Origin of the sequence: Streptomyces sp. NPDC021115, assembly GCF_044333065.1 — a bacterium.
In the GTDB taxonomy this organism is placed as follows: domain Bacteria; phylum Actinomycetota; class Actinomycetes; order Streptomycetales; family Streptomycetaceae; genus Streptomyces.
The window spans coordinates 61,766-85,063 of sequence record NZ_JBIRQF010000022.1; the positions used below are offsets into that span (position 1 = coordinate 61,766).

A 23,298-nucleotide genomic window follows, 5' to 3' on the forward strand; every position below is an offset into this window, starting at 1 on the left:
CGCAAGACCCCGTTCACGGACTGGACCGGGGCCTCGCCCTCCGTCTCCCCTGGTCACCGCCCTCGCAGCAGCAGGACCCGCTCCACCGCGGTCCAGGTGGTGCTGGTCGCGAGGTAGAGCGCGGCGGCCAGCGGCACCACGGCGGCGGTGACGAGCGTGCCGAACGACAGCAGCGGCAGCACCCGCGCCACCCCGGCCGCACCGGGCGCCCCGGCCGCACCGGACGTGCCGGGGGCCGCCACCGCGTCGCGGGCCGCCCTGCGGGTGCGGACATACGTCCAGGTCGCGACGGCCGCGATCAGCGTGAACAGGCCGAGGTAGACCAGCCCCTCCTGCCCCGCGAACGCCCCGCCCCAGCGGCCGTCGAGCGGGGCACCGGCCAGCGTGTGATCGAGCAGGTCCCCGGCGCCGCTGCCGGTGGAGAACACGTGGTACATCACGAAGAACACCGGCAGCTGGATCAGGGTCGGCAGACAGCCCGCCAGCGGGGACGCCCCCTCCTTGGCCTGGAGGTCGGCCATGGCGCGGCGCAGCCGCTCGGGGTCGTTCTTGTGCTTGCGGCTCAGCTCGGCGATCTTCGGCGCCAGCGCGGCGCGCGTCTTCTCGCCGCGCGCCGCCGCCCTGGCGAGCGGATGGAGCGCGGCCCGGACACACAGGGTGAACACGACGATCGCGGCGGCGGTCGCCGAGGCCCCGAAGAGCGGATCGAGCCGGTCGGCCAGGGTGGTCAGCAGGGTGCCGAGGGATGCGAAAACAGACATGGGAGCCCTCCACGGGTCTCGTCATGGGCCGGATGGACCGAGGAAAAAACGGACCGGCGTGACGAGCGGCGTGGGCGCGGCGGCAGGGTGGTGCTGCGGGATGCTGCGGGTGCGTGCGCCTACGCGGCCGTCGGGAGGCGACGGCCGGGCGCCCGGGGCCTGGGTCGGCCCGCGGCATCGGGGTCCCGCTGCGGCAGGAACGCGGTGCGGCGCTCCCGGTCCCGTATCGCGGTGCGTATGCGCCCAGCGGGCGCGGGCACCCGGGCCCGGGCGGCGAGCAGCGCGCAGGTCAGCAGCGCTGCCGCGACGGCGGCGGTGGCAGCGGTGGTGGCGGCGAGGGCGACGGCGCTGATCAGCCCGGTCTGGGTGAGCAGGGCGCCGGTCAGCAGGAAGAGGAGCACGCCCAGGTGCAGGCGCAGCGTCTCGATGCGATGCGTCATGCCGATGCGATGCGTCATGCGGCTCCCCCTCTCCACTCAGCCACAACCACTCTAAGGGGCACCACCGACAACGCGCGGCGCGGCCAGCGTCAGCTTGGCCCACACCACCAGGCGGTAGCGGGAGGTGTATTCGGGGGTGCAGGTGGTCAGCGTGAGGTAGGAGCCGGGCTCGGTGTAGCGGTAGCGCGGATGGACCGAGCTGTACGGCACCTTCGCGATCACCGTGCCGTCGGAAGGCGAGGTGCGCGGCAGGATGCGCTCGACGACGTACGTATAGCGGGCGGCGGCGGTCTCGATGCTCACCTTGTCCCCCGGGCGCACCTCGTCGAGGTGGCGGAACGGCTCCCCGTGGGTATTGCGGTGGCCAGCGAGCGCCATGTTGCCCGGCTGCCCGGGCTGGGCGGTTCCCGGGTAGTGGCCCACGTACCCCTTGTTGAGGACGTGCGGCTTGCTGATGCCCTCGGCGAGCGGGGCCGTGAGCCCGATGCGCGGGATGCGGATCACCGCGTACGTCCGGTCGCGGCGCGGGGTCCCGTCCTGCGAGGTCACGGTCACCTCGCCGTCCTTCTCACGGCGCGCACCGCCCGTACCCGAGGTGTCCCCGGGTTCCGTACCGTCCTGGCCGGTGCCGGACGTGGGCACCGTGGGATCGTCGGTGCCCCACTGCCGCTCCAGCTCCGCCACTTGGCGCTTCGCGCCCTCCCGCGCCTCCCGGTTGGTCCACCACAGCTCGTGGACGACCAGCAGGAGCACGACGATTCCGATCGTGACGGCGATCTCGCCGCCGGTCCACAGAACCCGGGCCAGCACCTGTCCTTTTTCTGGGCGCCGCCGTCGCACACCGACCTCCCCACCCAGGCCACCGGGAGGGGCACCATAAGCCCTGCGGCGCGCACCTGCCAGACACACGTCCCGTCAGCCGCCGCCCAGCGCCCGCGAGATGGTGTAGATGACGAGCCCCGCGAGCGCGCCCACCACGGTGCCGTTGATCCGGATGAACTGGAGGTCGCGGCCGATGTGGGCCTCGATCTTCCGGGAGGTGTGCTCCGCGTCCCAGCCGGCGACCGTCTCGGTGATCAGCGAGGTGATCTCGTTCCGATAGGTCGTCACCACATAGACGGCCGCGTCCTCCAGCCAGCCGTCGATCTTGCCCCGCATCCGAGGGTCCGTCACCATCCGCGTGCCCAGCGACAGGATCGCCGCCCGGGCCCGCAGCCGCAGCTCGCTGCGCTCGTCCTCGGCGGCCGCGACGATCATCGAACGGACCGAGGCCCAGGTGGAGGCGATGAGGTCCTGCACCTCGCCGCGGCCCAGCACCTCGCCCTTGAGCCGTTCGACCCGGCTCCGGGTGTCACTGTCCGACTGGAGGTCACCGGCGAAGTCGGACAGGAAGCGGTCCACGGCGCCGCGCGCCGGATGGTCCGGCATGTCGCGCATCTCACGGACGAACCGCAGCAGTTCCCGGTAGACGCGCTCGCCGACCTTGCGGTCCACGAACCGCGGCGTCCAGCCGGGCGCGCCGCCGGTCACCGCGTCCATCACCGACTCGTTGTGCTCGACCAGCCAGTCGTGGGCGTGGACGCACACCAGGTCAACGGCCCGGTGGTGGCCGCCGTCCGCGACGATCCGCTCCAGCAGCTTGCCGAGCCCCGGCGCGATCTCCTGGGCGTCCGCGCGCCGTGTGATCGCCTCGCCGACCACGGCCTGTACGTCGGAGTCGCGCAGCACGGTGAGCGCGCCGCGCAGCGCGGTCGCCAACTCGGCCGTCACCCGGTCGGCGTGCGCGGGTTCGGCCAGCCAGGTGCCGAGGCGGCTGCCGATGCCGACGGCGCGCAGCCGCATCCGTACGACGTCGCCGGAGAGGAAGTTCTCGCCGACGAAGTCGCCCAGGGTCGTGCCGAGCTGGTCCTTCTTGGTGGGGATGATGGCGGTGTGCGGGATGGGCAGCCCCATCGGCCGCCGGAACAGGGCGGTGACGGCGAACCAGTCGGCGAGCGCGCCGACCATGCCCGCCTCGGCGGCCGCGGCCACATACCCGGCCCAGGCCCCGGCGCCGGAACCCTGCGCCCACTTGGCGAGCGCGTACACCAGCGCGACGGCGAGCAGCATGCCCGTGGCGATGGTCTTCATCCGGCGCACACCGCGCCGCCGCTCCTCGTCGAGGGGGGTGTCGGCGAACGCGACGACACCACCGGCGGCCGCCCTCGCGCCGGGCGGCGGCGCCCCTTCGGGCCCCGTTTCATCCGTCGTTGTCCGGTTCATACGCTCCACCCGATCGAGCCGTCCCCTCGGTATTGTCTCGTTCCTGTCTCACTCGTCCCTGAGGGGAACGAACGGCGAGTTCCCGTCGTCTGTCTGGTCGAGCGACCCCGTCCAACCGGGGGCAGGCCGACAGGCGGACCTCTGTCCGGACATGGGATCATGGAGGACCGACCGGACCGCATCGGCGAAGCAGCGTCGCTCGCCGTTCCCGTTCACATTCGGAGCCTCGGGCTCCGTTGCCCGAGGAGACCTCCGCCCATGAGCGTGCCCCCCATGCCCAGACGCACGGCCTATGCCGTGTTCGCTGCGCTGGCGGCTGTGGTGGTCCTCGTCTCGACCGCGATATTCGTCGGGGTCGGCGGCCGGGACCGGGAGCTGAACGAGTCCGCGCAGGGTACCCGTAACTCGGCGGCACCGGCGTCGTCGGGGTCCTGGGTGGGCACCTGGGCGGCGTCCGCCGCCGCGGCCGAGCCGAACACGCTGCGCGGCCTGTCCGGCATGTCGATACGGAACGTCGTCCACACCAGCATCGGCGGCACCGGCGCCCGCATCCAGCTCTCCAACCTCTACAGCGCCCGCCCGCTGACGATCACGCATGCCTCGCTGGCCCTGGCGGCCGCCCCCAGCAACCCGACGGCCGCCGCGGACACCATGCGGAGGCTCACCTTCGACAACCGCTCCTGGGTGACCATCCCGCCCGGCCAGGCCGCCACCAGCGACCCGGTGCGCATGAACATCCCGACCGCCGCCGACCTGCTGGTCACCACCTACGCCCCGCAGGCGTCGGGCTCGGTGACGTACCACCCGCACGCCCGCCAGACCTCGTACCTGGCGCGCGGTGACCGTACGGAGGACACGGCGGGCGCCGCGTACACCGAACAGAGTCCGTTCTGGCGCTATCTGAGCGGCGTCGACGTGTGGTCCAAGGAGGCCCAGGGCGCCGTCGCGGTGCTCGGCGACTCGATCACCGACGGCATCACCTCCACCGCCGGGGCCAACCACCGGTGGACCGACTTCCTCGCCGAGCGGCTGCGCACCGAGCCCGGCGCGCCCCGCCTCGGCGTGCTCAACCAGGGCATCAGCGGCAACCGGGTGCTGACCGACGGCACCCAGTTCCCGCCGAACAACCCCAGCGGCCTCTCCCGCTTCGGACGGGACGTGCTGGACCGTACGAACGTCAAGGCCGTGATCATCGAGCTGGGCATCAACGACGTCCTGCGCATCCCCCATCAGACCGACCCCGACAAGATCGTGGACGGGCTGCGGCGGCTGACCGAGCAGGCGCACGCCCGGGGCATGCGGGTCATAGGGGCCACCCTGTCGCCGTTCTACGGCCACCGCGGCTACACCCCGCTGCTGGACTCCGTGCGCGAGCGGGTCAACGCCCAGATCCGGGCCGGGAAGGTCTTCGACGAGGTCGTGGACTTCGACAAGGCGCTGCGCGATCCGGCGCAGCCACTGCGGATGCGCCCGGCGTACGACTCGGGCGACCATCTGCACCCGAGCGACGAGGGCTACCGGGCGATGGCCCGGGCGCTCCCCCTCGACTACCTCCGGGGGAGCGCGGCCGCCGAGCTGTAAGCCTCTAGTGGCCGAGGTCGTGCCTGCGGGCGCGGCGCTCGGCCTGCCGCTCCCCCAGCTCCGCACGGCGCTCACGGCGCGCGGCGCGCAGCTCCTCCCGACGCGCCTCCTTCTCCCGGCGGCGCTCCGCCTTGAGCCGCTTCTGCTCCTCCTTGCGGAGCTTGCGCTGGACATTGACCCCGCCGAAGACCGCCACGCCCGTGATGGTCACCCGCGGGCCGGTGGGGTCACCGTCGGCCGAGCCTCCGTGGTCGAAGCCGCCCATGATGCCGATGCCGCTGACGTGCGTCTCCAGGTCCGGCGGCACGATGACCTCGATCCCGCCCATGAAAGCGAAGCAGCGGATCACGACCTCGCGGCCCTCGAAGCGGGCCTCCCGCAGATCGATCTCGCCGCCGCCCATGAGGGCGACGGCGGTGAAGGCGCGGGGCACGGTCCAGGTGCCCTTGCGGCCGAAGCCGCCCATGACCGCGACGCCCATCCTCGACGTCGGGGCGCCGCCGATCCGCTCGGCCCAGCCGTCCGGGGCGGCGGTGGGCGCGGGCAGGGGGTCGGCGGCGGCCGCCGCGCCGGACGCCGGGAGGTCCCGTACCAGCGGCTCCAGCTGGGCGTGGGTGCGCGCCGTGTAGGCCGCCTCCAGCCGCTCCTCGAACTCCTCCATGTCCAGGCGGCCTTCGGCGACGGCGTCCCGCAGCACCTCGGCGATGCGCTCGCGCTCGGCGTCGGAGGCGCGCATCTCGACGGCGTCGGAGGCGCGCACCGGGGACCCGCCCGGAAGATCGGGGGCCGCTCCCTGGGAAGATCCCTCAATTGTCATACGGACAGACTAATGCGGACCGACCGCCCTGACCGCCCCATACGACGCCCCCTCTTCCGCGCCCTCTTCAGCCTCCCGCTCGGGGTACAGCATGCGGGCGATCACATCCTCGATCTCCGGCTCCCGCACCGACAGGTCCACCAGCGGATATCCGTCGGCCACCGCCGCGACGAGGGGCGCCGCGCTCGCGGCGGCTGGGAACGCCAGCCACTGCCGCGGCCCCTCGACCCGCACGGTCCGCGCGCCGGGGACGTCGATCGGCGGCAGCTCCCGCTCCAGGTCCACCACCAGGGTGCGTTCGCTCCCGCCCACCGCGTGCAGCCCGTCAAGACCGCCGTCGTACACCAGCCGGCCGTGGTCGATGACCATCACCCGCTTGCACAATTGTTCGATATCGGTCAGATCGTGGGTGGTCAGCAGCACCGTGGTGCCGTGCTCCGCGTTCACCTCGCGCAGGAAGCCCCGCACCTTCGCCTTGCTGACCACGTCGAGACCGATCGTCGGCTCGTCCAGATACAGCACCTCGGGGTCGTGCAGCAGAGCGGCCGCGATGTCGCCGCGCATCCGCTGGCCGAGTGAGAGCTGACGGACCGGCACGTCCAGCAGGTCGCCCAGGTCCAGCAGTTCGACACAGCGGTCCAGGTTCTCCCGGTAGCGGTCGTCGGGAATCCGGTACATCCGCCGCACCAGCGCGTACGAGTCGCGCAGCGGCAGATCCCACCACAGGGTCGTGCGCTGCCCGAAGACCACCCCGATGCGGCGTGCCAGCCGCGTCCGCTCCCGGGCCGGATCGATCCCGGCGACCCGCAGCCGCCCGCCGCTGGGCACCAGGATGCCGGTCAGCATCTTGATCGTGGTGGACTTCCCGGCGCCGTTCGGGCCGATGTAGCCGACCATCTCCCCGCGCCGCACCCGGAAGCTGATGCCGTCCACCGCGCGCACCTCGCGCCGCTCCCGGCGCAGCAGCCCGGCCCGGCGCCGCACCTCGAACACCTTCTGGAGGTCGACGAGTTCGATGAAGTCATCCATGGTTCCTCAGCTCCCCGTGCTCTGATACGCGCGCAGCCCCGCCCGCCAGACCAGCCCCGCGAGCGCCGCGAAGCCGAGCGCGACCAGCGGCGCGGCGAAGCCGATCCAGCCGGGCAGGCCCAGCGGATTCGGGCGGCCCAGCACATACAGCGCGGGCAGCCAGTTGACGAAGGCCAGCGGGATCACATACGTGACACCGCGCAGCAGCTCCTCGGCGAAGAGCGTCGGCGGGTACTGGAGCATCGTCGTCCCGCCGTACGTGAACGAGTTCTGCACCTCGGAGGCGTCCTTGGCCCAGAACTGGAACGCCCCGCCCAGCACGAACACCGCCCCGAAGATCACCGCCCCGCTCAGCAGCATCAGCGGCACCAGCAGCACCCGGTCGGCCGTCCAGCCGATGTCCAGCCGGGTCAGCGACCAGCCGAGCAGCAGCGCCCCCTGCGTGATCCGGCCCAGCCTGCGCAGCGCGAAGCGGTCGGCGGCGACCTGGGCGAGGATCGGCACCGGCCGCACCAGCAGGGTGTCCAGCGTGCCGTCGCGGATGCGCCGCCCGACCCGCTCCATGCTGCCGAGCGTCAGATCGGCCAGCCCGAAGGCGGTGCTGGACGTGCCGTACAGGAAGGCGACCTCAGCCAGGGTGAAGCCGCCGAGCGTGTCGATGTGCGAGAACATCAGCGCGATCGCGACGAAGTCCAGCGCGTTCACGGCGAGGTTCCCGAACGCCATGATCAGGAACGAGGTGCGGTACGCCATCGTGGAGCGCACCCACATGGCGACGATCAGCGCATAGGCGCGCATCCCCTGATACGCGCGCTCCCCGAATGCCTCGCGCGCCCGTGCCGCCTCCGGCTCAGCCACCCTGGACCACCACCTTCCGGGTCGCGACCGTCTGGAGCGCTCGCCCCGCCGCGAACAGCACCACCGCCCACCCCGCCTGGAAGGCCAGCGCCCCCGCCACCCCGGCCCCGCGGTGGTGCCCCAGGAAGACATCCGCCGGCACCTGGAGCATCGCCGCCCACGGCAGCGCCTGCGCGACCTCGCCGAGCCGCCCGGGGAACACGTTCAGCGGAAGCACCATCCCGGAGAAGAACATGCACAGCAGCCCGCTCATCAGACTCAGCCCCGTGCCGTCCAGCAGCCAGAACGCGGCGAGCGCCACCAGATAGCGCACCGCGAACCCCACGCACACCGCGAGCAGCACCGACAACAGGAACCACAGCCAGGTCAACGGGGAGCCGGGCAAGCTGAGTTCGAACGCCAGCGCACCGCACACCATGGGCACGATGCCGCGCCCCAGCAGCTGGAAGGCGGCCCGGCCCAGATCCGAGACCAGCCACCACAGCTGGAGGTCGACCGGACGGTAGAGATCGACGGCGATGTCACCGGAACGGATGCGCTCCTGGAGCTCGTCCTGAAAGCCGCCGCCGAACAGCGCAACGGTCGCCAGCAGCGCCTGCCCCAACCAGACGAAAGTGAGGGCCTGGGAGAGGTCGTACCCGCCGAGATGCGGTCGTTCGTCCCACAGCGCGGCGTACGTGTACGCCACGATGAAGCCGAAAACAGTGTTGGTGAACACCCCTGCCACGGTGGCGACTCGGTAGGTCGCGTAGCGTTTGAAGCTGCTCAGCGCGACGGCCGCGTAGAGCCGCATCAGCCCGTTCCCCCTCCCCCGTCCGCACGGCACCAAAGCTTGGGAGCCTAGTTCGCGGGCAGACGACACAGCCACTCATTTTTCACCGGATGGTGTGAGGGGAATCACTCGTTCGGCCGGTCACAGACCAGTCACGGATGCGCGCCAGGACCCTGACCCGGAACGGATGATGCGACAGTGTTTTATGGGGCGTACGACGCGAATCGCCCGACCGTGCACGATTCCGCCGCGGCGCAACCCTCGACGGCGGCCGAGGAGTCTCAGGAGACATGAGCGACGAGCCCCAACTGATCCACGGCGGCGCCACCGGCGTGGGCGACCCGAGCAGCCACAACGGCATGGACGGCAGCTCCGGCAAGGGCGGCACCATGGGCAGAAAGGGCCGCCCGCCGCGCACCGGCTGGCGTCGGCTGCTCCCCACCTGGCGGACGGTGCTCGGCAGCTCGCTGCTGTTCCTCCTGCTCGTCGCGGGCGCCCTGGTCTCCGGCTATCTGCTCGTGGACATCCCCGCGGCCAACAAGGCCGCCATCGCCCAGAGCAACGTCTTCCTGTACTCCGACGGCTCCCCGCTCGCCCGCGAGGGCAAGGTCAACCGGGAGAACGTCCAGCTCAGCCAGGTGCCCAAGCGGACCCAGCACGCGGTGCTCGCCGCCGAGGACCGGGACTTCTACAGCGAGTCCGCGATCAACCCCGAGGCCATGGTCCGAGCCGCCTGGAACACCGCCACCGGCAAGGGCAAGCAGTCCGGCTCGACCATCACCCAGCAGTACGTGAAGAACTACTACCTGGACCAGGAACAGACGGTCAGCCGCAAGGCCAAGGAGTTCTTCATCGCGATCAAGCTGGACCGCGAGGTGAGCAAGGACAAGATCCTCGAGGGCTACCTCAACACCAGCTACTTCGGCCGCAACGCCTACGGCATCCAGGCCGCCGCCCAGGCGTACTACGGCAAGAACATCGACCAGCTGAACACCGCGCAGAGCGCCTACCTGGCCACCCTGCTCAACGCCCCCAGCTCGTACGACATCATCGCCCACCCGCAGAACAAGGGGCGCGCCGAGGCCCGCTGGAACTACGTCCTCGACGGCATGGTCAAGAAGCACTGGCTCGGCCGCGCCGAGCGCAACAAGATGACCTTCCCGGAGCCCACCGAGGCCAAGGCCCCCTCCGGAATGTCCGGGCAGCGCGGCTACCTCGTCGAAGCGGTCGAGGACTACCTCACCAGCAACGGCATCATCGACGAGCAGACCCTGGCCCGGGGCGGCTACCGGATCACCACCACGATCGACAAGAGCAAGCAGGACGCCTTCGCGAAGGCCGTGCGCGACCGGCTGATGAGCAAGCTCAGCGACGAACGCAAGGTCGACCGCTACGTCCGGGCAGGCGGCGCCTCGATCGACCCCAAGACCGGGAAGGTCGTCGCCCTCTACGGCGGAATCGACTACACCAAGCAGTTCGTCAACAACGCGACCCGCCGTGACTACCAAGTGGGATCCACTTTCAAGCCATTCGTCTTCACCTCGGCGGTGGCCAACGGATCCACCACCCAGGACGGCCAGACCATCACCCCGGACACCCTCTACAACGGCGACAACAAGCGCGAGGTGATCGGTCCCGACGGCCCCACCGGCTACTCGCCCGCCAACGAGGACGACGTCGACTACGGCGACATCGACGTCACCACGGCCACCGACAACTCCGTGAACTCGGTGTACGCGCAGATGGCCGAGGACGTCGGCCCCGCCAAGGTCAAGCGGACCGCCCTCGAACTCGGCATCCCCAGGAACACCCCCGACCTGCACGCCTCCCCGTCCATCGCGCTCGGCCCCGCCACCGCCAGCGTGCTCGACATGACCGAGGCGTACGCGACCCTCGCCAACCACGGCAAGCACGGGCAGTACAGCCTGGTCGCCCAGGTCACCAAGGACGGGGCCCAGGTCACGCTGCCGGACCGGGCGGAGCGGCAGGCCATCCCCCGGAGCGCGGCCGACACCACCACGTCGATACTCCAGAGCGTCGTCGACGGCGGCACCGGCACCGCCGCCCAGGGCGCCGAGCGCCCGGCCGCCGGTAAGACCGGCACCGCCGAGGAGGACAAGGCCGCCTGGTTCGCGGGCTACACCCCGGACCTGGCGACCGTCGTGGCCGTCATGGGCCAGGACTCGAACACCGGCGTCCAGAAGCCGCTGTACGGGGCCACCGGGCTGGACCGGATCAACGGCGGCGGCTACCCCGCCGAGATCTGGGCCGACTACGTCTCCGGGGCGCTGGACGGCAAGCCCCCGGCCGAATTCGACCTGAAGCTGGAGGACGGCATCGACACCCCCGATCTGCCGCCCGTCCCGACCGAGGCCCCGACGTCCGCTCCGCAGATCCCCACCACACCGCCCAGCACGGAGCCCACGGCCCCCACCCAGGCCCCGACGTTCCCGACGTTCGACCCGCCGACCGAGCCCACCACGGAGGAGCCCACGCAGAGCCCGCCCCCGGACTTCCCGACCGGCCCGCCGACCGACGGCGGCCCCGGCGGGCCGGGTGACCCGGGCGGGGACATCGGCGGCGCCGACGGCGGCTGAGCCCGGCTCCCGGCAGACATGACAGAGGGTGGTGACGGAGTCCGTCACCACCCTCTTCACATCCCGTCCAGCCTCTACAGATAGAGCCCCGTGGAGTCCTCCGCGCCCTCCAGCCGCTCGGCGGCGACGGCGTGCAGATCGCGCTCGCGCATCAGCACGTAGGCGACCCCTCGGACCTCCACCTCCGCCCGGTCCTCCGGGTCGTAGAGCACCCGGTCGCCCGGCTCCACCGTCCGCACGCTCTGCCCGACCGCGACCACCTCTGCCCAGGCCAGCCGCTTGCCGACCGCCGCGGTCGCGGGGATGACGATACCGCCGGTGGACCGGCGCTCACCCTCCGGAATGTCGGTACGGACCAGCACACGGTCGTGCAGCATCCGGATGGGCAGCTTGTCATGGGACGTGTTCGCACTCACGGTCATGACCGTACCCGCCCGAACGGCCCATCGGCGCCACAGGGCAGCAGGAATGCCCTAGAACCCTCACCGGCGCCGCTTGCAGCCCTTACGGCGGCCGCTTCCGCCGCTTCCGCCGCGCGACGACACCGCCAGCAGCCCGACCAGCCCCACCACGACGAGCGCGACCGGCACGATCCGCTCCATCCGCGGCGCACCGTCCTCGGTGACCAGCTGCCCGCGCACGCTGGTGACCATCCGGTTCGCGGACACGTACGCCCGCCCCGCCGTCCGGTCCACGGCCGACGCCGCCTTCGCCTTCGCGTCGCCCATGATCGTCTTCGGATGCACCCGCACCCCGATCTCGTCGAGCGTCACGGCGAGCTCCTGCCGCCGCCGGACGATGTCCGCCTCGATCTGCGCAGGGGTCCTGGCATCCGACACCGCGCTGCCTCCGTTGTCGTCCCGATGATTCGTGATGGACAGTCTGTCAGCTTCCCCCCTCCCCCGCCCCACGGCACCCCCGGCGAAGATGCTGGCTAATGTCGTCACGGACCACCCGATACCCCGAGGAGCACCGACCATGAGCGAGCGACTTCAGCCCGGCGACACCGCCCCCGCCTTCACCCTCCCCGACGCGGACGGCAAGCAGGTCTCGCTCGCCGACCACGCGGGCCGCAAGGTCATCGTCTACTTCTACCCCGCCGCCCTCACCCCCGGCTGCACCAAGCAGGCGTGCGACTTCACCGACCAGCTCGACTTCCTCACCGGCCACGGCTACGACGTCATCGGCATCTCCCCCGACAAGCCGGAGAAGCTCGCCAAGTTCCGCGACCAGGAATCCCTCAAGGTCACCCTCCTCGGCGACCCCTCCAAGGAGACCCTGGAGTCCTACGGCGCCTTCGGCGAGAAGAAGCTCTACGGCAAGACGGTCACCGGCGTCATCCGCTCCACCGTCATCGTCGACGAACAGGGCAAGGTCGAACGCGCCCTCTACAACGTCAAGGCCACCGGCCACGTAGCCAAAATCATCAAGGACCTGGGCCTCTGACCCCCGCCCTCCTAAAGCGGGTGTCGCAGGTTCACCTCCCGCCGGGGGCACCAGCCGCCGAAACGCCCCGGACCGATCACGGTCCGGGGCGTTTGCCATCACCTTCTGACATCAACGGCGACGGCCAGCCAGAGCTGCGACCAGGCCCAGGGCACCGCTCAAGTAGCCGCTCATGGGTCGCGGCGGGCCTCCCGCATCGCGTGGCGCAGCCCGTTCCCGGCGGCGCACCGCCGCTCCGCCCGGCAGTCGGCGCAGTCCACGGCGTGGTCAAGGAACCGGCCCCAAGGCGTGGCCTCGCCGCAGGCGGGGGCGCACGCCCACACCTCGTACGTCGTCCGGGTCACCCCATGGCCGATCGTGACGGTGCCCAGCGGCCGGTCGACGGTGAGCAGCGCGCCACAGAGCACACAGGCCCAGCCCCGGAGCTGTTCGCGGCTGAGCGTGGCCGGGTCGATCTCGGCCGCGATCATCCCTGCCGCCTGACGTCGACGTCGCGGGCAGGGAGAGTCCGCTCGAACGGGTCGCGTTGCTCGGGGAAGTAGTCGGCGCACTTGCCCGGGCAGGCATAGACGGTGCCGCCGCCAGCACTCGCGCCGTACCCGATCGCGACCACGACCGGCTGGCTGGTGGTCTTCTGGCAGCGGGCACAGACCTGAGGCATCACCGGGCCGTCGCCTCCTCGGCGAGTTCAGCGGCAACCGCCCGCACGAGAGCCTCACGGAGCCGGGCCACGTCGGTGAGGTATCGGTCGGGCCCCACCGGAACCCGCCAGTGCAGACGCGGACCGCCCCGCCAGTGCGCGGGCGGTACGCCAACGTACGTAACCTCGGCGCCGTGGGCACCCAGCGCGTGGATTCCCTCCCGGATACGTCGCCAGCCCTGAGCATGCCCCGCCGGGATGAGCCAGTACATCAATCCGTAGTCGGCGATCACGGCACCGGACGCGTCACCGAGTAACCCCAGCGCGCGTTCACCGATCTCAGCAGGGGCGCGCAGCACGTCCCAGTGCGGGCCGACCTTGACCATCGCAACGTCGCTGCCGCGCGGCGGCGTCCATGGAACAGTTCCGGTCGTCATGTCGCTGCTCCCGGAGACGTGCTGGGGTGCGCGAGGTCGGGATGGCTGGATGTGTCCATGCATCGATGCCACCGCAAAAGCGCGTACTACTGGATATGACAACCTATGACATGGAGTGGATCATGACTCGGGCTGTGGCCATCACCGGTACCCGGTCGACCGGGCATCGTGATCTCGACAGCTATGTCGAGCTGTTCACCGGCTACCTCGCCCCGTTCGCCAACGCTGAGACACGCTTCTACATCGGCGGCGCCAAGGGCATCGACAGCCTGTCCCTGGTGTGGCTGGCACAGAACACCCAGGCGCCCATCACCATCGTCGTCCCCGGCACCGTCCGGCAGCAGCCCACTGAGGCGCAGCAGGCCATCGCCCGCAGCCGCGGCCGCATCACGGAGGTCGTCGAGCTGCATGCGGCAGAGCTGGGCAGCCCGGCCTTCCACGCGCGGAACCGGTGGATGGTCGACCACTCCGAGATGGTGATCGGGTTTCCCCTCATAGGCTCTCAGAGGACGGCGGGTACGTGGCAGACCCTCAACTACGGTGCCGAACAGGGGAAACCACACCTGATCGTGCCCGTGTGACGTGAGTCACCGGCATGATGAGGGCATGAGCACGTGCGAAACCCTCCTCGGTGCGGCAGCCCTCAAGTCCCTCCGAAAAGCACGGGGCTGGTCTCTGGCCGACACCGCGCGGGCGCTCATCGCGACGGCGCGCCGTCTCGGTCAGCCCCTCGCCCCATCCGTCCCGAGCGTGCAGCGATCCGTCGCCCGGTGGGAGAGCACAACGAGCCCCATCCTGCCCAGCGAGCGATACCAGCTCCTGCTGGCGCACCTCTACGCCCGAGGCGCTGACGGTCACATCTCACTCGGGCCCGGCAGCGACTTCGCCGAACTGCTCGACGCCCTCGCGCACCTGGGCGAAGCAGAGGCCCGGCTCCACGAACTACGCACCCTCCTGGTCCGCACAGCCACCGATAACGGGGCTGGCCTCCTCGCCCTGCTCGGTCCCACCACCCGGGTGTCCATGGCAGCCGCGCTCGCCAATCCGGGACTCGCAGACGACACGCTCCTCGACAGCCTGCGAATGGCGGTCGAAGACGTCAACGCGCACGTAGGATCGCTCCCGTTCGCCCGACTGCAGCTCCTGCTCGCCCCCGTCACCGAGTCCTGCCGACGGCTCCTGGCCGGCGGACCGCCCGAGCCCCTGCTGCCAGGGTTGCGCACGGTCGCCACTCAGGCGTACACCCTCGCCGGACGGTTGGCGTTCGAGACCCGTGACGACCAGGCGTCCCGCGCTCTGTACACGGCCGCAACAGAGTCGGCAGGACTGCTCGACACCACGTGGCACCGAGCCATCGTTCACATGAGCCACGCCCTGGTCACGCTCTACTCAACCCCCGGCATCGGCGCGGCCCGTGAGCTGGTCGACGCCGCGGTGCGCGATGCCCGCACGGGCGACAGCATCCGTGTCCGTGCCCGAGCGCATGCGCTGCAAGCCGAGATCGCCGCCCGCTCGGACGCCGAACGGCATGCGCAGTCCGCGCTGGCGCTGGCCTGGTACGACGTCGAACGCGACGCGGACGGCGATCCGGTGCCTACGAGCTTCAGCGCTGATCACCTGCGGGGCTTCGAGGGCCTGTGCGAGCTGCACGTAGGAGACGCGGCGGTCGCCCACGACGTCTTCGCCAGCAGCGCAAAGGCCCTGCTCGCACCGCGTGAGCGCGTACAGCGGACCATCGTCACAACCGATCAGGCCCTGGCCTGCATCCGCCTCAACGCCCCAGAAACAGCCGTGGACCTCTTGCACGACTGCATCACCACCGCAGCCACCACCGGCGGACGCGTGCCCGCGCTTCGCCTCCGCCAGGCACGCAAGGCCCTGCGACCCTGGCGCCACGAAAAGTTCGTCGCGGACCTGGATGACCACCTCATCGACATACTCGGAACCTGACGCAACGAAGGGTGCCCTCAGCCAAGAGCCCGAAGGCACCAGCACCTCGGGACGACTGGTGGCAGACCCTGCGCAAGCAGTGAGTTACCACCTTGCCTTCATCCAAGACGGCTCGCTCCACTCACCGCGCGCGGCCCGGCGGGTCCTGCGCTCCAGCCCGACCGCCGTCCGTGCCTCGCCCACACCAAGCAGCCGCCTGACGTCAGAGAAGAGACACGTCGTGGCTGGGGGCGGCTCCACGGCTTTATGCAGCCACTTTGGGCGAGCCTCCAAGGGCATGGCCCCAACGTCGTGCTTTAGCGGGAAGGCTCACAGACTGCCCGACGTGCCGCAAGCTTACGGGGCCATGATCTCTCGCCCCAAAGCAGCTGCAGCCCAAAGCCGCTCCACCGACCTCCGCGAGCGAGTACTGACCTTCAAAGCGTGATGTCGGTAGGGCTGACGGTCTGTGATCCCTGCGGTATGCCGAGTGCATGAGGTACGCGCAAGGCGGCGGGCTGACCGACGAACGGCGAGCCTTCCGGGAGAAGTTGCGGATGGAGGCGGCCGAGCGCTTCCAGCACGACGACGAGAACGCGGATATCGCGCACGACCTGCGAGTCAGTGTCCGGTCGGTACAGCGTTGGCGCAAGGCCTGGTCACAGCGCGGGCCAAGAGCCCTGGCCTCGAAGGGGCCGGCGTCGCTGCCGCTGCTCAGCGACGAACTGTTCGCCGTGCTCGAGCGGGAGCTGCTCAAGGGCCCGGTCGCGCACGGCTGGCCTGACCAGACCTGGACCCTGTCGCGGATCAAGACCCTGATCGGGCGTCGGTTCCACAAGAGCTACACCATCCAGGGCGTCGCCGCCCTGCTCAGACAGCATGGCTGGACCTGCCAGGTGCCCGCCCGCCGTGCCATCGAGCGAGACGAGACGGCGGTGGCCGGCTGGAGGAAGGAGACCTGGCCGCAGGTGGAAGGTCCGTGGCGGCGCTCGACGCCTGGCTCGTCTTCGAGGACGAAGCCGGATTCTCGATGACGCCGCCCACCATCCGCACCTGGTCCCGCCGCGGCCATACCCCCGTCATCCGTGTCCGGGGCCGCTCCCGCCGCCGCTTATCCGTCGCCGCGCTGGTCTGCTACAAGCCCGGCGAACGCTCCCGGCTAATCTACCGGCCCTGTCCCGACGCACGTCCCGACGGGCGCAAGAGCTTCTCCTGGAAGGACTACCGCGACCTGATCCAGACAGCCCACGATCAGCTCGGCGGCCCCATCGTGCTGGTCTGGGACAATCTCAACACCCACCTCACGGCAGGGATGCGCCGGTATATCGCGCACCGTGACTGGCTCACGGTCTTCCAACTTCCGCCCTACGCACCCGATCTCAACCCCGTCGAGGGCATCTGGTCCGCGCCGCGGCACACCGCTTTGGCCAACCGGGCCTTCGCCGAACCTGACGACCTGATCACCACTGTCCGCCGGGGACTACGCCAACTCCAGTACCGCCCCGACGTCCTCGACGGTTGCCTCACCGGCACAGGCCTCCCAGGCCAGTCACCATGACAACACCACGCCTCCAAGGTCGGTAGTCTCACCATCATTGCGCTGCTTGATGATCAGGAAGAGGCCCCTTGTTCAATGAGAGACTGGAAAACTTCTCCCGTGAACGCCTGGGCGGACGCCCGATACCGGACGATCTGCGGACGCTGCTGATTGCGCAGTGGGAGAAACGCCAGGCATTTTACGAGCAGTTCGGCATCATGTTCCTGGAGCCGGGAGAGAACGACCCTCTACTCGAACAGAGCTACCGCGATGAGCGAGCCCCCGCCGCACCCACCACCGCCAGCGGCGTAGCCGACCGTCAGATGGCTCAATACCTCAAGGTCGTAGCCAAGCACGAGGACGGTGCCTGCTACGGATACTGGGTGCATCCGGACGAGCCAACAGACCAGCCGCCGCGGATCGTCCACCGAGACAGTGAGGGCAGTTTCGTGCTCATGGGAGGGAAGACCTTTACCGAGGCAATCGTGGAGGACTACTTCAGTGTCCCTGAGCAGGAATTCGCCGAAGTGTCCGAATACTTCAGCGCTGAGGTGGCGGAACTGCTCGTCGAGCTAGGTATCCCGGTCCCCACCAGTTCAACCGCGGACCTGGACTGGCCCGAGACACTCCACGACCCGGACGACATATACGCCGAGCTCTACGACGCCGAACTCGAAAGGCGGGGGTTGAAATAGGGCATCTGACCGGTGTTGAGGCATACCACCCAGCCCAACCGCGCCTTCACCGATCCAGAGGATCTGATCACCGTGACCCGGCGGGGGTTACTCCAGCTCCAGTACCGCAGTGACGTGCTCGACGGCTGCCACACAGGAACCTGGCTGGTCCGCACACCATAACGACATCACGCTTTGAAGGTCAGTAACTGCCGTATTCGCTCAGAAGCGGAATCCGAAAAGACCCCCATCCTCCAAATCATCCGTCAGACGTGGTTCGCGCACAAACGGAGAAGCATCGAACCCCAAACGAACGGCCTTAGCAAGGTCATCAGAGTTGATCGTCGCAATATACTGCATTCCCTCTTCTGCGCTCACCTCGACAGCTAGCGCGAAGGCCTTAGCTAATTGCCGCTCGTCAACACCATCGAAGAGATGACTATCATGCACAAGGAAATCCGGGCCACGCCCGTGCCGATGCGCTAGAACAGCAATTGCGAGATCGAAACAGAAAATCACCATGTTCCCGATCCCACGACTATTGTCGCTGCGAATGTACGGCGTGATTTGGAGATTTTCGCGACCTGCCTCAATGCGCAGGTAGGCCTCTCGCTCACCGTACAACTCTCGCGCAAACCGCGAGAATAGCAGAGTCGCCTCTGCTTGCTGCTCACGTCGCTCATTAAGATCAGTTGCGACAGCCTGCTGTTGTTGCAAACGTTGGGCGGTGATTTGTCGGGCGCTTGCTTCCAGCGCTTGAGCAGCCTCATATCTGTGGCGAAGCGCCTCGACATTCGCCTGTTCGCGAGCCAAAGCCTGCTGAAGGGCCGTCAGAGCTTCGAGAGCGCCGCCTTCATTCAACATACGCAAAAGCTGAGCTTGCTGCTCGCCAAGCCTAGCTCGCTCATCTCGCCGCTCAACCAACCGACTTGTTAGGGTCTCGATTTCAGCTTCAAGGAATACACGGCGGTTGCGCACCACAGATTGATGAAAGGTTTGGACATCGTCAAAACGTTGCCTGACCTGATCACCCAACAGAATACCTAGTTCACGGTAGGCCGATTCCAGGTAATCCACTGCAACATCACTGGCCTCCGTGACAGCCTGCTGCAATTCTTCGAGGTTGCTTTGGTCAATGACGTCTTCCTGTGCAAGCTGCTTAATTCGCCGAGCTAGTCCGTCCGCTTCCTGCTTGACACGCTCGTACTCTGGAACCACTTGGAAATTTGAAATCTGGCCTTCCAGGCGGCGCAATTGCGCTTCAGCGAGGGTAATCTGACCGCGCAGATCTGCTGTTGAACCGACAATACGACCCCATACCGGATCATTGACTGCCTTACGCAACTGCGTACGGGTAGCCTTCTGCGCGGCAAGTTTGCGATATTCATCCGCAAGCTGATAATCCAAACCCAGAAGATAGGCCAGGTTGGTTGCTGCGTCAGCTTTCCTTTGCTTGGAAAAACTCTCGGTTGGTTGATTGAAGCCATGCGCGGACGTCCGCCTCGCCAAGAAGGACAACATGGTGCGACCACTCACGCCAGAAGCATCTGTGCGGACGCCAAAGAGATCCTTCTCGATCAGCTTGTTCCACTCATCAAGCGAGACTTCTGCCGAGCCCTCAACCGGGAACATCTCCTCTTGCCTACGAGGGCGAATGTCCTGATCAAGTTGTACAACGTTAGGCCGATTAGCCCTGCGTCCCACAGCAAGGACGCCATGACCAGGCCAATCCATCTTCAGCCAGAAATTTACATTCCGAAGATTCTTGTCACTTACTAGAGAACGCTTGTCTACGCGTGCACCCAGAAGGAAGTGGATAAGCTCAATTAGACTTGATTTACCAGCACTATTGCGACTGTCAGTCTCAGTAGAGGAGGTCCTTTTTTCGGCCACGATCAAGTTCATTCCGCCGCTGAACGATGCGGTTTTGAACCGCGGGTCATCAGCGGTGAGCTGATGCAGCATGGTTCCTCCTCGGTACAAGCAAGTCCTGGCGAAGCTCCACCGCGCCCAAGCTAAACAGCATATCCAGCGCTAGGACGAACCATTCGAACGACACCGCAGAAAAGTGTTCATTCTCAATCCGCCATGTCTTGAGTCGCGCCCAGGCCTGACTCACAGTGCGCGGCTCTTCAAGTTGCATGAGGATCTGCGCCCCGACCGCCTTGCCGAAGTCGCAGAATCCTCGACGACGCTGTCGGAGGCCTTGGCCAAACTCGGGGTCGCCCCCGAAAGCGCGACCCGCCGCTACATCCACGAGCGCATCAAGAGATTGGACATCGACACGTCGCACTTCGAACGAGAGGGTGGCCGCTGGACACGAGATGTCCTCGAACCCGCCGTGGCGGCATCGACGAGCGTGTACGACGTGTTGCGGTACCTCGGCATCGAATTGGTGGGTGGCCATCACACCAACATCAGCCGTCGGATCAAGGCATACGGCATCGATACGTCGCACTTTGTCTCGCAGCGTCGCACCGACGCGATGAAGGACAACCGTCGACGCCGCACTCCGGAAGAGTTACTGGTGGCGGTGGCCCCCGCTCATGCCCGCCGCGTGCCCGGCGAGCGACTGAAGCGGGCAATGCTGGCGCTCGGCGTGATCGAGCGCTGCGCGCTGTGTGGAACCGGACCATGCTGGCGTGGCGGCCGACTACCGCTTGAGGTAGACCACATCGATGGCGACTGGCGCAACAACCGCCCCACCAACCTGCGTCTCCTGTGCCCGAACTGCCACTCGGCGACGGACAGCTACCGAGGGCGCGGCAAGGGGCGACGGTCTCGCGCCACCAATGTCGGCGCAGCTGTATGAGCCATCGCGTCCACTACACGCGGGAGCTCCTGGCCAAGGCCGCCGAGAGCTGTTCCGACATGGACCAAGTCATCGCCTTCTTCGGCACTCGGCCCTATGGTCGCCTGCGTCGCTACCTCTACCAGCGTTTCGATCACTTCGACATCGACATCTCGCACTTTGCGCCCTCCGGACGCCGTGGTACCAAGACGCGTCCGGCTGGGGAGGAGCTTCGCCTTGTCGTCGCCGAATCCACATCCATAGCCGGCGCCTTACGGCAGCTCAGCCGGCCAGACAACGCACGCTCACGCTCTCTGTTCCGCCTCTGGACGGCCGAGGAAGGCATCGACACCGCACACTTTCTGGGACAGGCACACCAACGCGGAAAGCCCGGCACGACACCCAGGAAGGCGCCCGAGCAGATCCTGGTCCGGCACAGCGGCGAGCGGCGCACGAAGACAGTGCTGCTGCGGCGAGCCCTCAGGGACATCGGCGTGCCCGAGCGGTGCGTGGAATGCGGGACGGGGCCCCTCTGGCACGGGCGGCCGATGACGTTGGAGGTGGACCACATCAACGGCGACTGGAGCGACGATCGGCCCGAGAACCTCCGACTGCTCTGTCCCGACTGTCACGCGGCCACGAATACCTGGTGCCGGGGTGGCCGTCGCGCAGCGTCGACGCGAAGTGACCGTTCAGAGGCCAGCCCGCTACCATGGTCGGAAGCGAGCGGCGGTGGCGCAACGGCGACGCAGCAGACTTAGGATCTGTGGCCCGTGACAGGGCTTGAGGGTTCGAATCCCTTCCGCCGCACCGCATACGGCCTGCGATTCATCACTCGAATCGCAGGCCGTTGTGCGTAGCCGCAACGCGGCACCTACCCCAACAGCTCCCGCACCACCGGCACGATCGCGCGGAACGCCTGGCCTCGGTGGCTGATGGCGTTCTTCTCGTCCGGGGTGAGTTCGGCGCAGGTGCGGGTGTCGCCGTGGGGCTGGAGGATGGGGTCGTAGCCGAAGCCGCCGCCGCCGGTGGGGGCGTGGCGGAGGGTGCCGGTGAGGCGGCCGGAGACGACGCGTTCGGTGCCGTCGGGGAGGGCGAGGGCCGCGGCGCATTCGAAGTGGGCGGCGCGGTGCTCGTCGGGGACGTCGCGGAGCTGGCCGAGCAGCAGGTCGAGGTTGGCGCGGTCGTCGCCGTGGCGGCCGGACCAGCGGGCGGAGAAGATGCCGGGGGCGCCGCCGAGGACGTCGACGCACAGGCCCGAGTCGTCGGCGATGGCCGGGTGGCCGGTGGCCTGGGCGAGGGCGTGGGCCTTGAGGAGGGCGTTCTCGGCGAAGGTGACGCCGGTCTCCTTGACGTCCGGGACCTCCGGATAGGCGTCGGCGCCGACGAGTTCGACGTCGAGCCCGGCATCGCCCAGGATCGAGCGCAGCTCGGTGATCTTGTAGGCGTTGCGGGTGGCCAGGATCAGGCGGCGGGGGTGTGCGCTGTCCGCCGCTGCGGTGTGCTGTGGCTGCATAGCTGTCGATTAGATCAGGGCGTGCAGACATTGGTCAGTTCGGCGGTGGCGTCCCTGACCGGGGTCAGGTCGGGGTGCTTGCCGCTGTCGACGGAGGTCTGGACGTTGTCCACGGCCTTGCGGAGGTCGGCAAGGGCCTTGCTGACGTCCGTGTTGTCGGTGCGGTCGCCGACCTTGTCGATGTCCTGGTCGAGGGCGTCGAGGACCTTGTCGGCCTTGGTGGGGTCGACGGCGGCGCCGGTGACGGCGTCCTGGAGGTTGTCCACGTCGTTGGATATCTCGACCGCGAGGCGGCCGCAGTCGAGGGCCTTGTCCACGGCGTCGCAGCCGGTGGTCAGCGGCACCAGCAGGGCGACGGCGGCGAGCGTGGTGGCGGCGGCGAATCGGTGGCGGTCGCTGCGGTTCCGGCGCGGCGTCATGGACACATCTCCCCCTGGGGTCGGACGCGGGCGCGCGCGGTTGTCGCGCGCGCCCGTCATCTGACTAAACGCCAAGCGCCGCCCGCTGGTTGCCCGCGAGCTCGACGCAGCCGCCGACGGCGAGGTCGAGCAGGCTGTTCAGCTCCTCGCGGGCGAAGGGCTCGCCCTCGGCGGTGCCCTGGACCTCGACGAAGCGGCCGTCGCCGGTGCAGACGACGTTCATGTCGGTCTCGGCGCGGACGTCTTCCTCGTAGCACAGGTCGAGCAGCGGGACGCCGCCGACGATGCCGACGCTGACGGCCGAGACGGTCCCGGTGAGGGGCTGCCGTCCGGCCTTGATCAGCTTCTTGCCCTGGGCCCAGGTGATGGCGTCGGCGAGGGCGACGTAGGCGCCGGTGATGGCGGCGGTGCGGGTGCCGCCGTCGGCCTGGAGGACGTCGCAGTCGAGGACGACGGTGTTCTCGCCGAGGGCCTTGAAGTCGACCACGGCGCGCAGCGAGCGGCCGATGAGTCGGGAGATCTCGTGGGTGCGGCCGCCGATCTTGCCGCGGACGGATTCGCGGTCGCCGCGGGTGTTGGTGGCGCGCGGCAGCATCGCGTACTCGCCGGTGACCCAGCCCTCGCCGCTCCCCTTGCGCCAGCGCGGGACGCCCTCGGTGACGCTCGCGGTGCACAGGACGCGGGTGTCGCCGAAGGAGACGAGGACGGAGCCCTCGGCGTGCTTGCTCCATCCGCGTTCGATGGTCACGGGGCGGAGCTGGTCGGGCGTACGGCCGTCGATACGAGACATGG

General features: G+C 68.8%; 28 protein-coding genes and 1 tRNA gene. 11 read left to right on the top strand and 18 right to left on the bottom strand.

The window, feature by feature from the left end; translation table 11 throughout:
- Positions 1-53 precede the first annotated feature (53 nt).
- From ACH4TL_RS39335 to ACH4TL_RS39350, 4 genes are all read right to left on the bottom strand, one after another.
- Positions 54-761: a YidC/Oxa1 family membrane protein insertase gene (locus ACH4TL_RS39335; RefSeq protein ID WP_398328353.1), complete on the bottom strand. Its 708-nt coding sequence runs from the start codon at positions 759-761 to the stop codon at positions 54-56.
- A gap of 119 nt (positions 762-880) precedes the next feature.
- Complete coding sequence (locus ACH4TL_RS39340; RefSeq protein WP_398328545.1) at positions 881-1,201, bottom strand: DUF6412 domain-containing protein; 321 nt, start codon at positions 1,199-1,201, stop codon at positions 881-883.
- 51 nt (positions 1,202-1,252) lie between these two features.
- Positions 1,253-2,011: a class E sortase gene (locus ACH4TL_RS39345; RefSeq protein ID WP_398328350.1), complete on the bottom strand. Its 759-nt coding sequence runs from the start codon at positions 2,009-2,011 to the stop codon at positions 1,253-1,255.
- A gap of 105 nt (positions 2,012-2,116) precedes the next feature.
- Positions 2,117-3,463, bottom strand: coding sequence for a DUF445 domain-containing protein (locus tag ACH4TL_RS39350; protein ID WP_398328347.1), 1,347 nt, complete (start codon positions 3,461-3,463; stop codon positions 2,117-2,119).
- Positions 3,464-3,736: 273 nt separating this feature from the next.
- Between ACH4TL_RS39350 and ACH4TL_RS39355 the strand changes: the two genes are divergently transcribed.
- Positions 3,737-5,044, top strand: a complete 1,308-nt coding sequence (locus ACH4TL_RS39355; protein WP_398328344.1) for an SGNH/GDSL hydrolase family protein — start codon at positions 3,737-3,739, stop codon at positions 5,042-5,044.
- A gap of 4 nt (positions 5,045-5,048) precedes the next feature.
- On the opposite strand, the gene ACH4TL_RS39360 is transcribed toward ACH4TL_RS39355, so the two are convergent.
- From ACH4TL_RS39360 to ACH4TL_RS39375, 4 genes are read right to left on the bottom strand one after another with little or no spacing between them, the layout of a single operon-like run.
- Positions 5,049-5,861, bottom strand: a complete 813-nt coding sequence (locus ACH4TL_RS39360; protein ID WP_398328341.1) for a DUF1707 domain-containing protein — start codon at positions 5,859-5,861, stop codon at positions 5,049-5,051.
- Positions 5,862-5,870: 9 nt separating this feature from the next.
- Positions 5,871-6,890: an ATP-binding cassette domain-containing protein gene (locus ACH4TL_RS39365; protein ID WP_398328338.1), complete on the bottom strand. Its 1,020-nt coding sequence runs from the start codon at positions 6,888-6,890 to the stop codon at positions 5,871-5,873.
- 6 nt (positions 6,891-6,896) lie between these two features.
- On the bottom strand, positions 6,897-7,688 hold the full coding sequence (locus tag ACH4TL_RS39370; protein ID WP_398328542.1) for an ABC transporter permease: 792 nt from the start codon (positions 7,686-7,688) through the stop codon (positions 6,897-6,899).
- A 52-nt stretch (positions 7,689-7,740) separates the two neighbouring features.
- Positions 7,741-8,541 (bottom strand): ABC transporter permease, encoded by an 801-nt coding sequence (locus tag ACH4TL_RS39375; RefSeq protein WP_398328335.1) that lies wholly within the window; start codon positions 8,539-8,541, stop codon positions 7,741-7,743.
- A 269-nt stretch (positions 8,542-8,810) separates the two neighbouring features.
- Between ACH4TL_RS39375 and ACH4TL_RS39380 the strand changes: the two genes are divergently transcribed.
- On the top strand, positions 8,811-11,117 hold the full coding sequence (locus ACH4TL_RS39380; RefSeq protein ID WP_398328332.1) for a transglycosylase domain-containing protein: 2,307 nt from the start codon (positions 8,811-8,813) through the stop codon (positions 11,115-11,117).
- Between the two features lie 74 nt (positions 11,118-11,191).
- On the opposite strand, the gene ACH4TL_RS39385 is transcribed toward ACH4TL_RS39380, so the two are convergent.
- On the bottom strand, positions 11,192-11,539 hold the full coding sequence (locus ACH4TL_RS39385) for a GroES family chaperonin (protein WP_398328329.1): 348 nt from the start codon (positions 11,537-11,539) through the stop codon (positions 11,192-11,194).
- Positions 11,540-11,599: 60 nt separating this feature from the next.
- On the bottom strand, positions 11,600-11,956 hold the full coding sequence (locus ACH4TL_RS39390) for a DUF3618 domain-containing protein (RefSeq protein ID WP_398328326.1): 357 nt from the start codon (positions 11,954-11,956) through the stop codon (positions 11,600-11,602).
- 139 nt (positions 11,957-12,095) lie between these two features.
- Here ACH4TL_RS39390 and bcp point away from each other — a divergent pair, with 139 nt between their 5' ends.
- The gene (bcp, locus tag ACH4TL_RS39395) at positions 12,096-12,563 is read left to right on the top strand and encodes a thioredoxin-dependent thiol peroxidase (RefSeq protein WP_398328323.1); all 468 of its coding nucleotides are present in this window, start codon (positions 12,096-12,098) and stop codon (positions 12,561-12,563) included.
- Between the two features lie 170 nt (positions 12,564-12,733).
- Here the strand turns inward: bcp and ACH4TL_RS39400 are convergent, their stop codons facing one another.
- From ACH4TL_RS39400 to ACH4TL_RS39410, 3 genes are read right to left on the bottom strand one after another with little or no spacing between them, the layout of a single operon-like run.
- Positions 12,734-13,033 carry a hypothetical protein gene (locus ACH4TL_RS39400; RefSeq protein ID WP_398328320.1) on the bottom strand — a complete coding sequence of 100 codons (300 nt, stop codon included), beginning with the start codon at positions 13,031-13,033 and terminating at the stop codon, positions 12,734-12,736.
- A complete protein-coding gene (locus tag ACH4TL_RS39405; protein WP_398328317.1) occupies positions 13,030-13,224 on the bottom strand; it encodes a hypothetical protein in 195 nt (64 codons plus the stop codon). The genes ACH4TL_RS39400 and ACH4TL_RS39405 overlap by 4 nt, the downstream gene beginning before the upstream one ends.
- Entirely contained in the window at positions 13,224-13,640 is a 417-nt protein-coding gene (locus tag ACH4TL_RS39410; protein WP_398328314.1) for a hypothetical protein, read from the bottom strand. Before ACH4TL_RS39410 ends, ACH4TL_RS39405 begins: the two co-directional genes overlap by 1 nt.
- A 122-nt stretch (positions 13,641-13,762) precedes the next feature.
- Between ACH4TL_RS39410 and ACH4TL_RS39415 the strand changes: the two genes are divergently transcribed.
- From ACH4TL_RS39415 to ACH4TL_RS39435, 5 genes are all read left to right on the top strand, one after another.
- Entirely contained in the window at positions 13,763-14,221 is a 459-nt protein-coding gene (locus tag ACH4TL_RS39415) for a hypothetical protein (RefSeq protein WP_398328311.1), read from the top strand.
- Between the two features lie 25 nt (positions 14,222-14,246).
- Positions 14,247-15,590 carry a hypothetical protein gene (locus tag ACH4TL_RS39420; RefSeq protein ID WP_398328308.1) on the top strand — a complete coding sequence of 448 codons (1,344 nt, stop codon included), beginning with the start codon at positions 14,247-14,249 and terminating at the stop codon, positions 15,588-15,590.
- Between the two features lie 473 nt (positions 15,591-16,063).
- The gene (locus tag ACH4TL_RS39425; RefSeq protein WP_398328306.1) at positions 16,064-16,603 is read left to right on the top strand and encodes a winged helix-turn-helix domain-containing protein; all 540 of its coding nucleotides are present in this window, start codon (positions 16,064-16,066) and stop codon (positions 16,601-16,603) included.
- Complete coding sequence (locus ACH4TL_RS39430) at positions 16,600-17,127, top strand: transposase (protein ID WP_398328539.1); 528 nt, start codon at positions 16,600-16,602, stop codon at positions 17,125-17,127. The genes ACH4TL_RS39425 and ACH4TL_RS39430 overlap by 4 nt, the downstream gene beginning before the upstream one ends.
- A 68-nt stretch (positions 17,128-17,195) precedes the next feature.
- Positions 17,196-17,801 carry a hypothetical protein gene (locus tag ACH4TL_RS39435; protein WP_398328303.1) on the top strand — a complete coding sequence of 202 codons (606 nt, stop codon included), beginning with the start codon at positions 17,196-17,198 and terminating at the stop codon, positions 17,799-17,801.
- Between the two features lie 201 nt (positions 17,802-18,002).
- Here ACH4TL_RS39435 and ACH4TL_RS39440 read toward each other — a convergent pair whose 3' ends face one another.
- Together ACH4TL_RS39440 and ACH4TL_RS39445 are read right to left on the bottom strand one after the other, a co-directional pair.
- Positions 18,003-19,745, bottom strand: coding sequence for an ABC-three component system protein (locus ACH4TL_RS39440; RefSeq protein ID WP_398328300.1), 1,743 nt, complete (start codon positions 19,743-19,745; stop codon positions 18,003-18,005).
- Positions 19,723-19,923 (bottom strand): ABC-three component system middle component 6, encoded by a 201-nt coding sequence (locus tag ACH4TL_RS39445; RefSeq protein WP_398328297.1) that lies wholly within the window; start codon positions 19,921-19,923, stop codon positions 19,723-19,725. Before ACH4TL_RS39445 ends, ACH4TL_RS39440 begins: the two co-directional genes overlap by 23 nt.
- Here ACH4TL_RS39445 and ACH4TL_RS39450 point away from each other — a divergent pair.
- From ACH4TL_RS39450 to ACH4TL_RS39460, 3 genes are all read left to right on the top strand, one after another.
- Positions 19,918-20,592: an HNH endonuclease signature motif containing protein gene (locus ACH4TL_RS39450; protein WP_398328294.1), complete on the top strand. Its 675-nt coding sequence runs from the start codon at positions 19,918-19,920 to the stop codon at positions 20,590-20,592. The genes ACH4TL_RS39445 and ACH4TL_RS39450 overlap by 6 nt on opposite strands.
- A complete protein-coding gene (locus ACH4TL_RS39455; RefSeq protein ID WP_398328291.1) occupies positions 20,589-21,332 on the top strand; it encodes an HNH endonuclease in 744 nt (247 codons plus the stop codon). The genes ACH4TL_RS39450 and ACH4TL_RS39455 overlap by 4 nt, the downstream gene beginning before the upstream one ends.
- Positions 21,298-21,381 (top strand) — tRNA-Leu (locus tag ACH4TL_RS39460). The genes ACH4TL_RS39455 and ACH4TL_RS39460 overlap by 35 nt, the downstream gene beginning before the upstream one ends.
- 64 nt (positions 21,382-21,445) lie before the next feature.
- Here ACH4TL_RS39460 and rdgB read toward each other — a convergent pair.
- The 3 genes from rdgB to rph form a co-directional block, all read right to left on the bottom strand.
- Entirely contained in the window at positions 21,446-22,087 is a 642-nt protein-coding gene (rdgB, locus tag ACH4TL_RS39465; protein ID WP_398328288.1) for an RdgB/HAM1 family non-canonical purine NTP pyrophosphatase, read from the bottom strand.
- Positions 22,088-22,101: 14 nt separating this feature from the next.
- Complete coding sequence (locus ACH4TL_RS39470) at positions 22,102-22,506, bottom strand: hypothetical protein (RefSeq protein ID WP_398328285.1); 405 nt, start codon at positions 22,504-22,506, stop codon at positions 22,102-22,104.
- Positions 22,507-22,570: 64 nt separating this feature from the next.
- A complete protein-coding gene (rph, locus tag ACH4TL_RS39475; RefSeq protein WP_398328282.1) occupies positions 22,571-23,296 on the bottom strand; it encodes a ribonuclease PH in 726 nt (241 codons plus the stop codon).
- Positions 23,297-23,298: the final 2 nt, after the last annotated feature.

Excerpts from the sequence above, each read along its gene's own strand:
- ACH4TL_RS39430 (WP_398328539.1), top strand. The coding sequence starts at position 16,600 with ATGACGCCGCCCACCATCCGCACCTGGTCCCGCCGCGGCCATACCCCC.
- ACH4TL_RS39370 (WP_398328542.1), bottom strand. The coding sequence starts at position 7,688 with ATGCGCGCCTATGCGCTGATCGTCGCCATGTGGGTGCGCTCCACGATG.
- ACH4TL_RS39440 (WP_398328300.1), bottom strand. The coding sequence starts at position 19,745 with ATGCTGCATCAGCTCACCGCTGATGACCCGCGGTTCAAAACCGCATCG.
- ACH4TL_RS39365 (WP_398328338.1), bottom strand. The coding sequence starts at position 6,890 with ATGGATGACTTCATCGAACTCGTCGACCTCCAGAAGGTGTTCGAGGTG.
- rdgB (WP_398328288.1), bottom strand. The coding sequence starts at position 22,087 with ATGCAGCCACAGCACACCGCAGCGGCGGACAGCGCACACCCCCGCCGC.
- ACH4TL_RS39335 (WP_398328353.1), bottom strand. The coding sequence starts at position 761 with ATGTCTGTTTTCGCATCCCTCGGCACCCTGCTGACCACCCTGGCCGAC.
- ACH4TL_RS39400 (WP_398328320.1), bottom strand. The coding sequence starts at position 13,033 with ATGATCGCGGCCGAGATCGACCCGGCCACGCTCAGCCGCGAACAGCTC.
- ACH4TL_RS39445 (WP_398328297.1), bottom strand. The coding sequence starts at position 19,923 with ATGCAACTTGAAGAGCCGCGCACTGTGAGTCAGGCCTGGGCGCGACTC.
- ACH4TL_RS39380 (WP_398328332.1), top strand. The coding sequence starts at position 8,811 with ATGAGCGACGAGCCCCAACTGATCCACGGCGGCGCCACCGGCGTGGGC.
- ACH4TL_RS39385 (WP_398328329.1), bottom strand. The coding sequence starts at position 11,539 with ATGACCGTGAGTGCGAACACGTCCCATGACAAGCTGCCCATCCGGATG.
- ACH4TL_RS39350 (WP_398328347.1), bottom strand. The coding sequence starts at position 3,463 with ATGAACCGGACAACGACGGATGAAACGGGGCCCGAAGGGGCGCCGCCG.
- rph (WP_398328282.1), bottom strand. The coding sequence starts at position 23,296 with ATGTCTCGTATCGACGGCCGTACGCCCGACCAGCTCCGCCCCGTGACC.
- ACH4TL_RS39470 (WP_398328285.1), bottom strand. The coding sequence starts at position 22,506 with ATGACGCCGCGCCGGAACCGCAGCGACCGCCACCGATTCGCCGCCGCC.
- ACH4TL_RS39455 (WP_398328291.1), top strand. The coding sequence starts at position 20,589 with ATGAGCCATCGCGTCCACTACACGCGGGAGCTCCTGGCCAAGGCCGCC.
- ACH4TL_RS39420 (WP_398328308.1), top strand. The coding sequence starts at position 14,247 with ATGAGCACGTGCGAAACCCTCCTCGGTGCGGCAGCCCTCAAGTCCCTC.
- ACH4TL_RS39415 (WP_398328311.1), top strand. The coding sequence starts at position 13,763 with ATGACTCGGGCTGTGGCCATCACCGGTACCCGGTCGACCGGGCATCGT.
- ACH4TL_RS39410 (WP_398328314.1), bottom strand. The coding sequence starts at position 13,640 with ATGACGACCGGAACTGTTCCATGGACGCCGCCGCGCGGCAGCGACGTT.
- ACH4TL_RS39375 (WP_398328335.1), bottom strand. The coding sequence starts at position 8,541 with ATGCGGCTCTACGCGGCCGTCGCGCTGAGCAGCTTCAAACGCTACGCG.
- bcp (WP_398328323.1), top strand. The coding sequence starts at position 12,096 with ATGAGCGAGCGACTTCAGCCCGGCGACACCGCCCCCGCCTTCACCCTC.
- ACH4TL_RS39405 (WP_398328317.1), bottom strand. The coding sequence starts at position 13,224 with ATGCCTCAGGTCTGTGCCCGCTGCCAGAAGACCACCAGCCAGCCGGTC.
- ACH4TL_RS39425 (WP_398328306.1), top strand. The coding sequence starts at position 16,064 with ATGAGGTACGCGCAAGGCGGCGGGCTGACCGACGAACGGCGAGCCTTC.
- ACH4TL_RS39340 (WP_398328545.1), bottom strand. The coding sequence starts at position 1,201 with ATGACGCATCGCATCGAGACGCTGCGCCTGCACCTGGGCGTGCTCCTC.
- ACH4TL_RS39360 (WP_398328341.1), bottom strand. The coding sequence starts at position 5,861 with ATGACAATTGAGGGATCTTCCCAGGGAGCGGCCCCCGATCTTCCGGGC.
- ACH4TL_RS39355 (WP_398328344.1), top strand. The coding sequence starts at position 3,737 with ATGCCCAGACGCACGGCCTATGCCGTGTTCGCTGCGCTGGCGGCTGTG.